Source organism: Veillonella rodentium, assembly GCF_900187285.1.
Taxonomy (GTDB): Bacteria; Bacillota; Negativicutes; order Veillonellales; family Veillonellaceae; genus Veillonella; species Veillonella rodentium.
In genome coordinates this window covers 854601-868307 of record NZ_LT906470.1, presented here as the reverse complement: position 1 = coordinate 868307, position 13707 = coordinate 854601, and the positions used below count along the sequence as shown (strand labels likewise).

The 13707-nt window shown below is 42.1% G+C and carries 12 protein-coding genes and 1 pseudogene; all 13 read right to left on the bottom strand.

The genetic code is table 11. The features are described from left to right. Position 1: 1 nt before the first annotated feature. Positions 2 to 1627, bottom strand: a pseudogene (locus CKV62_RS03865) (methyltransferase regulatory domain-containing protein). 139 nt (positions 1628 to 1766) lie between these two features. Further along, entirely contained in the window at positions 1767 to 2216 is a 450-nt protein-coding gene (dut, locus tag CKV62_RS03860) for a dUTP diphosphatase (RefSeq protein ID WP_038114706.1), read from the bottom strand. Positions 2217 to 2226: 10 nt separating this feature from the next. Continuing rightward, positions 2227 to 4296 (bottom strand): polyribonucleotide nucleotidyltransferase, encoded by a 2070-nt coding sequence (locus tag CKV62_RS03855; protein WP_095065772.1) that lies wholly within the window; start codon positions 4294 to 4296, stop codon positions 2227 to 2229. Positions 4297 to 4449: 153 nt separating this feature from the next. After that, the gene (gene rpsO / locus CKV62_RS03850; RefSeq protein WP_095065771.1) at positions 4450 to 4716 is read right to left on the bottom strand and encodes a 30S ribosomal protein S15; all 267 of its coding nucleotides are present in this window, start codon (positions 4714 to 4716) and stop codon (positions 4450 to 4452) included. 130 nt (positions 4717 to 4846) lie between these two features. Continuing rightward, positions 4847 to 5644, bottom strand: a complete 798-nt coding sequence (locus CKV62_RS03845) for an ABC transporter ATP-binding protein (protein WP_095065770.1) — start codon at positions 5642 to 5644, stop codon at positions 4847 to 4849. Between the two features lie 10 nt (positions 5645 to 5654). Further along, positions 5655 to 6527 (bottom strand): ABC transporter permease, encoded by an 873-nt coding sequence (locus tag CKV62_RS03840; RefSeq protein WP_095065769.1) that lies wholly within the window; start codon positions 6525 to 6527, stop codon positions 5655 to 5657. A gap of 11 nt (positions 6528 to 6538) precedes the next feature. Further along, positions 6539 to 7519 carry an ABC transporter substrate-binding protein gene (locus tag CKV62_RS03835; protein WP_095065768.1) on the bottom strand — a complete coding sequence of 327 codons (981 nt, stop codon included), beginning with the start codon at positions 7517 to 7519 and terminating at the stop codon, positions 6539 to 6541. A 27-nt stretch (positions 7520 to 7546) separates the two neighbouring features. Continuing rightward, positions 7547 to 8524, bottom strand: coding sequence for an ABC transporter substrate-binding protein (locus CKV62_RS03830; protein WP_095065767.1), 978 nt, complete (start codon positions 8522 to 8524; stop codon positions 7547 to 7549). Between the two features lie 140 nt (positions 8525 to 8664). Beyond that, the gene (locus CKV62_RS03825) at positions 8665 to 9042 is read right to left on the bottom strand and encodes a hypothetical protein (protein ID WP_095065766.1); all 378 of its coding nucleotides are present in this window, start codon (positions 9040 to 9042) and stop codon (positions 8665 to 8667) included. A gap of 53 nt (positions 9043 to 9095) precedes the next feature. Next, complete coding sequence (locus CKV62_RS03820; protein WP_095065765.1) at positions 9096 to 10487, bottom strand: aminopeptidase; 1392 nt, start codon at positions 10485 to 10487, stop codon at positions 9096 to 9098. A gap of 123 nt (positions 10488 to 10610) precedes the next feature. Further along, the gene (locus tag CKV62_RS03815; protein ID WP_095065764.1) at positions 10611 to 11597 is read right to left on the bottom strand and encodes a 3'-5' exonuclease; all 987 of its coding nucleotides are present in this window, start codon (positions 11595 to 11597) and stop codon (positions 10611 to 10613) included. A 9-nt stretch (positions 11598 to 11606) separates the two neighbouring features. After that, positions 11607 to 12647: a glycosyltransferase family 9 protein gene (locus tag CKV62_RS03810; protein WP_095065763.1), complete on the bottom strand. Its 1041-nt coding sequence runs from the start codon at positions 12645 to 12647 to the stop codon at positions 11607 to 11609. Continuing rightward, entirely contained in the window at positions 12647 to 13669 is a 1023-nt protein-coding gene (locus tag CKV62_RS03805) for a glycosyltransferase family 9 protein (RefSeq protein ID WP_095065762.1), read from the bottom strand. The genes CKV62_RS03810 and CKV62_RS03805 overlap by 1 nt, the downstream gene beginning before the upstream one ends. Positions 13670 to 13707: the final 38 nt, after the last annotated feature.

Genomic DNA, 13707 nt, shown 5'->3' with positions numbered 1-13707 from the left:
TCTAATCTTCTATTCTATGTAAAAACCCGAGTATTCGGATACGTTGTAAAATTTCCTCTAAATACACTTCATTAGGAACAATAAAGTCAATATTGTCCTGCGTATGACGCTGAACCGTAATATTGTCATCCATAATAGCAAGAATCTTTTCTTTTGTCGTAGGCTCCGCCATTTGCTTTATGATAAAAAGAAACCCGTTATCTATATCTTGTTGCACTTTATTGTACATATCCCCTATACCGATATAGGAGCTGCCTTCTTTTTCCACTATGGTAGCAATAAAATCTATAAATCTTTGCGGTATATATACCTTATTATCCTCAAAAGCGATTCTTTCATATGGTTCAGCATACATATCAAGATTATCTACGATGATCAGATACAGTAGACGAGAGTACACTCTGTCCATTTCTATAATATAACCGGGCAACTTTCTATGTATATGATCCACTATATCCTGAACAGTAAATACATCCCCTCGGTCCATAACCTCTTTAATAGCAATATGGATGCTATCCGTCATATTAGAAGGAATGCCTACATTAACGATACTGCAAAAATACAATTTTGATAATACATCTATACCGACCCGTTCATTACGAATGATGTCGTTACTATGTTTTTCTTTCGTCAATAGGGACATTCTGAACTGCGTATCATAAATGTAATCATAATACTGTTCCTTAGCGATATAATCGTCATTAGCCAATTGAGCTATATTATCATTGATATCCTCGGGTAACCAGCTTATATAAGACCGTGAAAGAAACACATCTCCTATATATGCGCAACCTTGATCATTGGCACGTTTTATAAATTCATGTACATATACAGGATCATTAAATGGCTCCAAATATTCATGAGCCACATAATAATCATTAGAACTCAATACCTTTTGGATATTATCAATTTTATAACTCGCCTTCTGACTCATCCGATTATCCAATCCCATCGTATCGGCTATGAGCTTCAATATGTTCTTTGTATATAAAGTCCGTTCCATCAAAGGCATCTCTAGCGCTTTTTGCTCCGCATACTGCATAATTTCTCGATATTGCTCTAACCGTTTCCATCCGGGATAGGTATTATATGATACATAAGCAATCCCTTTATCGGATAAATTCTTATTGCAGATCGATAAAATTTTATCTTTTACCACATCCGGAACCCACGACCAAATCCCATGTACAATAATATAGTCAAAAGTACCGAAGGATTCGTCAATATCTAAAATATCCTTCTCAATCAAATGAATATTGGTAAGCCTCATCGACGCAATCAGTTCATTCCCCATCTCAATCTGCGAAGATGATAGATCGATGCCCGTAAAGGAAGCTTCAGGATAATATAAAGCCTGAGAAATAATATTTCCCCCAAAAGAGCAGCCCAGTTCAAGAACGCGAGCCTTTTTTTAAGGTACAGGCTCCAATCCATATAATAAAGCTCGTGCTGCTAATGTATTTAGAGAAGTGGCTCCAAAGGGCTGAGAAATATACACTACATCCTCATAACTCTTTTTTAGAACCTTATTTTCATCCAATACGTGCGCAGTATTCTGTGTTGATTCGACATCATTCCCCATAATTGATGTACTTATATTCCTTTTTTGTTTTGACTCCTGTTTCATAACGCCTCCCGAATTCTTCTTCTATAAGAATTATTATATAGTATTATGAAAAAGAATTGTAGACAAGTCATAATAACACATAAAAGCCGCCCAACCAAGTTGAGCGGCTTTCACCATTCTATTATGAATCATATAGACTTTACATTGTCCCCGTACTGCCGATACCGCCTGTTCTTACACCTGTAGCATCGTCATCATTGGTAATAAGGTATTTGGAGAATATACCTTGAGCAACGCGTTCACCTTTTTCAAGGGTTATCGGTTCTTGGCCGAAATTCAGGAGGGCAATCATAATATGACCTTCATTGTCCTCATTATTATAATAATCGCTGTCGATAATGCCCGTGCTGTTCACAAGTGCCAAATGACGCTTAACGGCCATACTGGAGCGGATATGAATAGCAAGGTATTCATCATATGCCATAAAAGCCTTAAGGCCTGTAGGCACAAGTTTTATTTCACCCGGTTCCAATGTAACGGCTTCAGCACATTCTATATCATAGCCTGCACTTTCCGTCGTTTTACGGGTCGGTAAATTGATATCTTGTTCTTCAAAGGCAGTTACTACCTCAAATCCGCGAATATCCATGAGACACCTCTTACTTTAAACAATCCTTACGGGATAAGTTAACACGGCCTTGTCTATCGATTTCGATAACTTTCACCATGATTTCATCCCCAACGTTTACAACATCCTCTACATTTTCAACACGTTCCTTCGCCAATTTCGAAATATGCACAAGACCTTCTTTACCAGGCAATACCTCTACAAAAGCTCCGAATGCCATAAGACGTGTTACTTTTCCTAGATATACTTCCCCTACTTCCACTTCTTTAGTAAGGTTCGTAATGATTTCTTGCGCTTTCGCAGCCCCTTCTTGTTCCACGGATGCGATAAATACGGTACCGTCATCTTCAATATCGATCTTAGCGCTTGTTTCTTCAATAATACTGCGAATTACTTTACCGCCTGTACCGATAACATCGCGAATCTTATCAGGATCAATTTTCATCATAATGATGCGCGGTGCGTATTGAGACATTTGTTTGCGCGGTTCAGCGATAGTATCAAGCATGATACCCATAATATGCATACGACCTTTATGGGCCTGTTCCAATGCTTCATGCAAAATTTCACGGGACAAGCCGGAAATCTTGATATCCATCTGGATTGCCGTTACCCCTTTAGCAGTACCGGCCACCTTAAAGTCCATATCGCCAAGAGCATCTTCCATACCTTGAATATCTGTTAAAATCGTGTAATGTTCACCTTGAGTTACAAGCCCCATAGCGATACCCGCTACAGGCGCCTTAATAGGCACACCGGCATCCATCAGGGACAATGTGGATCCGCATACGGACGCCATGGAACTGGAACCATTAGATTCCAATACTTCAGATACGAGACGCAATGCATACGGGAAATCCTCTTCACTAGGAATTACGGGAACCAATGCTCGTTCAGCCAACGCACCATGACCGATTTCCCGACGTCCCGGACCGCGGGAGGAACGTGTTTCCCCTACGGAGAAAGACGGGAAGTTATAGTGATGAATATAACGTTTTTCAGTTTCAACACCAAGACCGTCGATAGTTTGTTTTTCGGATAAAGGTGCTACGGTTGTAACATTCAATACCTGAGTTTGACCGCGTGTAAATAATCCGGAGCCATGTGTACGCGGCAATACGCCTGTACGGCAGGAAATCGGACGAACTTCATCGAGCTTACGACCATCCGGACGGATTTTTTCAACGGTAATCATATGACGAACAATTTCCTTCGTCATCGCATCAAATGCTTTATTAACGTCAGAAAGATTATCCGGATAGATACTTTCAAAATGGGCCAATACTTCGGCGCGAACTTCCGCTTCTTGAATATCACGTTGTTGTTTATCAGCACAACGAACAGCGGCATCTAATTTATCATGGCCGTATGCACGTACTGCTTCTGCGATATCCTGAGGCACTTCTTTACTTTCAAAGACGCGTTTTTCCTTACCGACTTTAGCTTTAATCTCCTCCTGGAAAACTACGATTTTTTTAATTTCTTCGTGAGCGGTCATGATAACTTCAAGGATTGTATCTTCCGGCACCTCCTGTGCACCGCCTTCAACCATGAGGATAGCATCCTTCGTACCTGCTACAACGATGTTAAGATCGCTTTCATCAGCTTGGGCTTTAGTTGGATTGACAATGAATTCACCATTAACACGACCCATGCGAACGCCTGCGATAGGACCGTTCCAAGGAACATCAGAAATAGAAAGCGCTGCAGAGGCACCGATCATACCGCATATAGCAGGATCACAGTCGTGATCTACGGACATAACCGTTGCCACTACATGCACTTCATTGCGCACACCCTTATTAAATAACGGACGAATAGGACGATCAATCAAACGGCTATTCAAAATAGCGGATTCCGGTGGACGTGCCTCACGTTTGATAAATCCTCCAGGCAAACGACCGACAGCATACATTTTTTCTTCATAGTCTACGGTAAGCGGGAAGAAATCGATATCCTTCGCCTCTTTAGAACCCGTAGCGGTCACGAGTACACGAGTATCCCCATAACCAACCATTACGGCACCGCCGGCCTGTTTTGCAAGTTCCCCAGTCTCAATCGTAAGCGTACGACCGGCTAGGTCCATTTGGAATTGTTCCATTCCTATTCCTCCTATAAATCATCTTTTTCATATACTTTATTATTATATATCATCATATAAAAATAAGCCATGTATTTAAAGACTTTAGTTGTTGATACCGCTTATCTGCAAAGATATAAATAAAAAAGCCGTCCCGGAGGACGGCAAATTTTATTATTTACGAAGACCAAGTCTTTCAATAATGGAACGATAACGTTCGATATCCTTACGACGAAGGTAGTCAAGCATATTACGGCGTTGACCTACAAGTTTCAACAAACCACGACGGGAATGATGATCTTTTTTATGTTCCTTCAAATGTTCTGTTAAGTACTGAATACGGTTTGTTAAAATCGCAATTTGTACTTCCGGAGAACCCGTGTCACCTTCGTGTGTAGCATATTCTTTAATAATTGCCAATTTAGCTTCTGTAGTTAACATTTCTGTTACCTCCTATAAAATAATAATCTCGCTAAGCTTAAGTAACCGTCGGAGAGTCGAATACTTCGCTTACGATGTGTCTAATGACTTCATTTAGTATACAGTATCTGCCTGATGTTGTAAAGGAAAACTATTTCGTCCCTAAAACCATGCGATCGCTCAATGCATTTTCACCGGCCACTTCGAATTTTTCAAGAAGATCCTGAACGGTGAGCTTTTTCTTTTCTTCCCCTTTTACATCATAAATGATACGACCCGCATCCATCATGATGAGGCGATTACCGAAACGCAATGCGTCACGCATATTGTGAGTAATCATAAGGGTCGTCAAATTATGTTCAGATACGAGCTTTTCCGTCAACTGCAGTACATTTTCCGCTGTCTTGGGGTCAAGTGCCGCCGTATGTTCATCGAGCAGCAAAATTTCCGGGCGAAGCATGGTCGCCATCAACAAGGTAATCGATTGACGCTGACCACCCGATAATAACCCCATACGAGCCGATAAACGTTCCTCTAAACCGAGGCCAAGTAGGGCGAGGCGTTCCTTAAAAAACGCCTGTTCGCTGTCTTTGAAAGCCCACTTAAGGCCCAATCTTTTACCGCGGCGCATGGCGAGAATCAAATTCTCTTCAATCTGCATATTGCCCGCAGTCCCTACCATCGGATCCTGAAAGACGCGACCGATATATTTAGCGCGTTTATATTCAGCCATTTTCGTCACATCAATATCATTGATTGTGATTTGTCCCTCATCTACGGGAAATACTCCGGCAATAGAGTTCAACAACGTACTTTTACCGGCACCGTTTCCACCGATAACCGTACAGAAATCACCTTCTTCAAGTCTAAGATTGATACCCTGAAGAGCGGTTTTTTCATTAATGGTGCCCTTAAAGAAGGTTTTTACCATATTTTTTACTTCTAACATAGAAACCTCCTTAGCGAGCCAGCCATTTTGCTTTCAATGTAGGCAAGGAAAGCGCAATGGCCACGAGAATAGCGGTGAATAATTTCAAATCGTTCGGCGGCATACCGAGATAAAGAACGGTAGCAATTACGATACGGTATACGATAGATCCGAGCACTACGGCAATAAGACTCTGTACAAAAGATTTTGTACCGAATACAACCTCACCGATGATAACAGATGCCAAGCCGATTACGATTGTACCGATACCCATCCCTACATCAGCGAATCCCTGCGCTTGACCGATTAAAGCTCCGGATATACCTACAAAGCCGTTGGATATCAACAGGCCAAGGACAATCATATTATCCGTATTCACACCTTGAGCGCGAATCATTTGCGGATTTACACCGGTCGCCCTAAGAGCCGTACCGATTTCAGTACCGAAAAACCAGAATAAGAACAGACATACAACGATAGCCACCAAAATGCCTACAATGGCCGCAGACCACATATTCGGTGTATGTAATACACCGCCGAGCATGCTATACACAGTATCCATACGAAGTAAGGATACATTAGCCTTGCCCATGATATGAAGATTAATGGAGTATAAGGCGATCATCGTTAAGATACCGGCTAAGAGAGCAGGTATTTTTAATTTTGTATGAATCCAGCCTGTTACAGCCCCTGCCGCCATACCACCGATGCCGGAAACTAAAATGGATACAATCGGATTCATACCATTGGTAATCAAAATGGCTGAAATAGCCGCCCCCATAGGAAACGTTCCTTCCACCGTCAAGTCCGCCACATCAAGAACGCGGAATGTAATGAATACACCAATCGCTAATAAAGACCACAAAAGGCCTTGTGTTATGGTGCCTACCAATAAATCAAACATCAATATCTCCTCTATTTTTTCATATCTTTTCGAAGTGCCTCCGGAATAGTAATACCCAATTTATTGGCACGCTCTTCGTTGACAGTTAATTTAATTTCTTTTTGTGTTTCAACCGGCATATCCCCGATTTTAGCTTCCCCGGACAAGATTTTTGCAGCCATCAAACCGGTCTGATAACCTAATTGATAGTAATCTACAGAATAGGTTGCCACACCACCGGTCATAGTCATACCTTCATCCGCAGCGAATACAGGAATCTTTGCGGCATCTGTAATTTGCGCCAGATTGGCCATCGCCGATGCGATTACATTATCCGTCGGCGTATAAATGGCCTGCACATCCTGATTTACGAGATTGGTTGCCGCTTGTTGAATATCGTTGACATTAGATACTGTCGCTTCTACTACAGTTATCCCCTTTGTCGCAGCATAAGCTTTCATTTTTTCCACCTGTAGCTGGGAATTGATTTCCGAAGATGTGTAGATAGCGCCGATTCGTTTAACATTCGGTACCAATGCTACGATAAGATCCACCTCTTTTTCTACAGGTGTCATATCCGATGTACCCGACACATTACCGCCGGGATGTTCATTAGATTTAACAAGCTTGGCCGTCACATAATCGGTAATAGCCGTTCCTAAAATCGGCATATCATGGGATGCATTAGCCATTGTCTGTGCAGCCGGTGTTGCAATGGCAAGTACCAAATCATTTTTATCAGATACAAAACGTTGTGCAATACTATTTAAATTAGATTGATCGGCCTGTGCATTTTGTTGATCAATTTTGATATTTTCGCCATCCTTGTAACCTTTAGAGGCAAGGCCGTCAATAAATCCCTTATTTGCTGCATCAAGAGATGGATGCTCTACCAGTTGAATAATACCGATTTTCTTTTGATCTCCGGATGCCGTATTGGAACCGCAACCTGCGACCATAGCCATTACGGTAATGGCGCTGAGGGCCATTACAATACCTTTTTTCCAGTTCATGTAACATTACTCCTTACCAGTTGCGTATTAAATCATAGATGCTTTGTTCATCAATTCCTCTGGCAAGGTGATGCCCAATTTTTCCAACTTGTCTTTATTCACAACTAATTTAAATTCTTTTTGCGTTTCGATAGGCATATCTTCAACTTTAGCTTCACCGGTTAAGATTTTTGCAGCCATCAAGCCCGTTTGATATCCCAACTTATAATAATCTACGGATAAGGACATGAGCGCTCCGCCTTTAACATGATTATCTTCACCACCGAAAACCGGGATTTTTGCAGGATCTGTAATAGCGACAAGATTGCTCATCGCAGATGCTACCACATTATCTGTCGGTACATATACCGCATCTACATGTTGAGATACGAGGTTTTGAGCTGCTTGTTGAATATCGTTTACGGTGGATACCGTAACCTCTTCTACCTTAATCCCTTTTGTAGCGGCATAAGCCTTCATTTTCTCTACTTGAATCTGAGAGTTCACTTCACTGGAACTGTAAATAGTACCGATTGTCTTCGCATTCGGCATAACTTGTAATATCAGATCGACTTGTTGTTCTACCGGATTCATATCACTCGTACCGGATATATTGCCGCCCGGATGTTCATTTGATTTAACGAGCTTTGCCGCTTCATAGTCGGTAATGGCCGTCCCCAAAATCGGAATATCATGAGTCGCATTAGCCATCGTCTGTGCCGCAGGTGTAGCAATCGCTAAAATCAGATTTTTACGATCCGATACAAAACGTTGAGCAATCGTATTCAAATTTGATTGGTCAGCTTGAGCATTTTGTTGATCAAAGGTAATCTTGCTATCTAAGCCTTTTTCCTTTAATGCATCAACAAAACCTTTATTTGCTGCATCCAAAGCAGGATGTTCGACAAGTTGAACCACACCTACCTTGTAATTACCTCCATCACTTGTTCCATTTGTACCACACCCGGTAACGGACATAAAAGCTGCCGCAGTCAGTACCAAGGCGATTCCTTTTTTCCAGTTCATAGGGATTCCCTTCCTCTTCGTCATAACTAATAATATATTAATTATAAACGACTTTATCCACTACATCAATGTAGCAGGCTAAAGTATTTTACATTTGTTCATATTGAATATACAGAAAATGATGTTTTTATGAGATAAGGTTATCGATTTAAAGACGCCAACATTTCTTCCGTCAATTCATTTGCGGCAAGAATATACTCCTTAAGCATTCCCTTATCGAGGGCCATCTTCATAACAGGAACTTCAAAGGGGTCCAGAATAACACACATCAAAATCTCACCTGTCACATAGTAACCGACAACGGCTTCACCTTCATCCATCTCAAGTGTTTCACGTTTTACCGCTACGCAGTATGGTTTCATAACCTCTGCGGCAGCCTTTGCCACTTCCTCCCGATTTGCAATGTATTCATCCGCCTTCAATTCAGGAATATCAAAGATATCGACTTTTACGGTCTTTACCTCTGATGCATTGTCTTTAGCGGCTGCAATAGCGGCGCCCAATTCCGTTTGACTCATAATCCACCTCATACATGAATTGGACTTTCACCACCGGTGAAAGCCCTCTATCATTAGATTGTTTCATCTGCCGCATTAAGGAACGCGACATAACATTGTTTAGCTTCGTAAATATCCGCCTTGGAGGTAACTTCCCAAGGAGCATGCATGCTGAGTACAGCCACACCGCAATCGATGACATTCATACCGTACAAAGCCATGATATATGCAATGGTTCCGCCACCACCGAGGTCGACTTTACCGAGCTCAGCTGTTTGATATGTGACATTATTGGATTCCATAATGCGACGAATAAAGCCCATATACTCCGCATTGGCATCATTAGAGCCTGATTTACCGCGAGCCCCTGTAAATTTATTGAACACAACGCCCATGCCCAAGTAAGAGGCATTTTTCTTTTCAAAAGCGGAGCCGTAAAGAGGATCATATCCGGCGCTTACATCGGAAGACAGCATACGGGATTTTTCCAATGTACGGCGAACGCTGACAGAATTCGGTTTCCCCATAAGTGTTAAAATTTCAGCAACCGCATTTTCAAAGAATCGAGATTGCATACCCGTAGCGCCAACCGAACCGATTTCCTCTTTATCCACAAGCAGGCAGCATGTAGTTCGTTTTACCTGATTCACTTCGAGCATCGCTACCAATGAAGTGTAGGCACATACACGGTCATCTTGACCATAAGCCATAACCATGGACCGATCAAAACCCATATCGCGTGCTTTACCGGCAGGAACGATTTCAAGTTCTGCGGATAATAAATCCCGTTCCTCAAAACCATATTCCTTTTCAAGAAGGGCGCTAATAAATTTAGCAACCCCGTCCTTCTCTTCATCTTTCACGGGACGGCTGCCGATGAGCAGATCTAACGCCTCCCCTTCGATAACCTTCGCCGCATTTTTCTGCATCTGTTCCTGACCCAAATGTGGCAATAAATCGGTAATACAGAAAACAGGATCCGTGTCCTTATCGCCGATATTGATATCGATACGGGTACCGTCGGTCTTCACAACTACACCGTGAATAGCCAAAGGCATCGCAACCCAATGATATTTTTTGATTCCTCCGTAATAATGAGTATCCCAAAATAACAGATTGCTGTCCTCATATTGAGGATTTTGTTTAACGTCGATACGCGGAGAATCGATATGAGCTCCTAACAGATTCATCCCCAATTCGATATCATCCGTACCTATATTAAAGAGAGCGATGGATTTATCCATGTGGGTATAATACACCTTATCCCCCGCCTTAATTGATACATTCGATGCAATCAAATCCTGTAAGTCAACATAGCCTTTCGCTTTTGCCATCTGTACAGCCTGAATCACACATTCCCGTTCAGTTTTTCCATCATCTAGAAATTGACGATATCCATCACTTAACTCATATACTTTGGACATGGTCGCATCATCATAATTGTGCCATGCATATTTACGTTCCATACAATTATCCTTTCTAACATATTCTATGCCTCAATACCCTGTATAAAATAAGCCTCTAAATCTACAGAATACAGCTTCAATACAGATTCATAGAAATCTTATTCGATTAACATTAAAATCATATCATTCGATTGCATGCTGCTTTTCCAGCTCCGCTCTGCGATGTTCATGATATAATCTTTCTTTCTCCCGATTAACCTCGGATTTGTTTTTATATAATAAACGAATCTCATCGGTACAATATGTCAGTACTTTCGTTACGTAAAACTTTGTAATTCCCGATCTGATCGTATATTTTCCAACCTTTAACTGCACTGCAAAATCACCATGTTTCGGACAAATACCGAGTGCAAGATATTTATCCCCCTGTAGCCGTTCCGGCTGCGTCATATCCAATCTATTCTGGCAGTACGGACAAAACGACAGTCTAACCCGTTTATCATGGACAATACGCTTCTTTTCGGAAAAGTTCTCATACATAAAAAACGTCAGAATCGGCGGATATAACAATGGATTTGAACCGGTCTTACGGATCTCGTCATACTGCCGAATCCCTTCATAAATATCCAGTTTCTGACAAATATGTGCCGTAAAAACCGCGTCATGCAACGCATTGTGTGCCGACAAATGCTCTGAGGAAATTCCTAAATCCTCCATGGCATGGGATACGGAATACTGTTGATTCGTTCCATACCGTTGATAGGCATAAATCATCTGCGCATCCACCCACTGATCATAGGATAGCACTTTCATACTGTGCAGCATGAGATTTTCCCGTAAAATGAGAATATCATCAGAGCCCCACGATAAAAGCATATATTCATCGCCGCACCAGGATTGAAAACGATGCATGGCCATCTTAAACGGCACGCCATGATTCAAATCCAACGATGTAATCCCCGTCAATTCACGCACGTGTTTATGCATGCGTGTTAAATATCGAGGTTTGATGAACATCGTAAAATGATCCACGATATCCATCCGTTCATTCAATTTTACTGCTCCGATTTGAATAATCTCCCCCGTCAACGGCATCTTTGTGCGTTTCATAAAACTGATATCGTTACTGTACGGTTGATTCCATTCCAAATCAAATACAATATAATTCATAACTGGCCTTTATTTTGTTTCTGAAAGCAACGTTTCCGCCGCTTTAATCACTTCATCTTCGGATATTACGGAAATTCCCGCGTAATGACCTTCCTTGATGATCTGTTTCATACTTTTACCGATTTCATATGTATCCATCGATTCAAGAACAATAGATTCAGCTTGATACGGTCCATAAAAAAATGGATTTGATGGTCCGTATAGTGCCACCACGGGCACATGTTGACTCACAGCGACGTGCATCGGTCCCGAATCATTAGTGATGAGCAGAGAACACCACCCCATAGCCGCAGCCAAAGGCCCTAACTGAAATGCACCGGTCGCGACAATCGGCTTTGTTTCCATCATCTTTACAACCGGTTCTACCATATCGATATCCATAGGGCCTCCAAAGAAGATCGTCTTATACCCTTGCCGCCCGAAATAATCCGCCACATGGGCAAAACGTTCGGCGGGCCACCGTTTTTCAGGGACGGCACTACCGATATTGAATCCGATAAGCTTATCTTCATCCTTTACGCCATGATCAGTATAAAAATCATGTGCCTTACGACGCCAAGCTTCACAGATTTCTATGTGTAAACCGGAATTTGATAAATCCGTGACCCCTAACTGCTCCAAAACATTGATATACATATCCGCAGCATGACGCGTCTTGCGGTCGAGACGTGTATACTTCGTCATAAAGGGTCTGAATAAAAAATGACTCATCCCCGTTGTAACAGGTGCATGAATCTTCCACGCTAAATAAGATGTACGTTCATTGGGATGCAGATTAATCACGATATCCGGCTTACCCTTCGCATTGATCTCACGCGCGACAGCATTGAGGCCTGAAATACTGTTATGACGCCCTTTTTTATCCACAACGACAAGTTCATCAATATTGGGATTATACTGCATAACCTGCTGTAATTTCTCATCTATTACATATGTAATATGACTATGAGGTGCCGCCTTTCGCAATACCTCTAAAAACGGCGTCGTCAGGATAACATCCCCCAGATGCATGAGAAAGGTCACAACAATTCGCTTATTATCAAGTTCCATTACAGTTCCTTTCCAAGCACTTGCTCATATACGGACCACACCGCATCCACCGGAATCTGAGCCATGCAGTCCGGATCATCAACCAACGGTGCCTCCGGTGTCGCCTTTGAGGTAGGAGAAATGATGAGATGTACGTGACTGCCGCCATAAGGACCTGTCCGCTTGGGTGATGTCGTGCCGAATAAGGCAATGAGAGGCCGCTTCAAGGCATTCGCAATATGTAGCGGTCCCGTATCGGCGCTGATAAATACTTCACATCGACGAATCAGTTCTATCAGTTCCTCCATCGATGTAGCCCCAACGAGATTTACGAGATTATCATTTTTTACATAATTTTCTATGAAAGCACCCTTCTCAATATCCTCCGGTGCACCGGCGATGACGACCTTCTTACCTGATTCACAAAGACGAATGCAGAGTTCGCCAAAATTGAGAAGAGGCCATTCCTTTACTATCCATCGTGCGCCGGGTACTACTACGACATATTCATCATCGGAAATCCCAAAGCATTGAAGCCGATATTTAATCGATTTTTCCGCATTCCCGTAGACGGGCATAGGAAATTCAACACCTTCCACTTCGCCACCCAAGGCGCGAACGGTATCTAAATATCTCTCGATAACATGATCGTACTTGTGCTCTCCTACAAGGGCTTTATTCACAAGATTACTGCCTTCGCGCAGTTCCCAGTAACCGTATTTTTCAGGTGCGCCTGATAGTAGAGACACTATAGCACTTTTTGCAATACATTGTAAATCTAAGGTCATATCAAAATGACGACTATGTAGCTCTTTTCTAAGCTCCCAAAGATATGCCGGTTGTTTCAACTTCTTCTTGTCGATAATGATGACGTCATCGATCCAAGGTGTACCGGGCAGGAGGCTGGCGAACTGTTCATGAATAGCCCAGGTGATACGCGCATCGGGCCAGTTCTTACGAATTGCATACAAGGTAGGCAACGCATGTATAACATCACCTAAGGAACTCATCTTAATAATGAGTATATTCTTGTATTCTTTCATACCATCACCTCCGTCATATCTATATCAAAATATAAAAT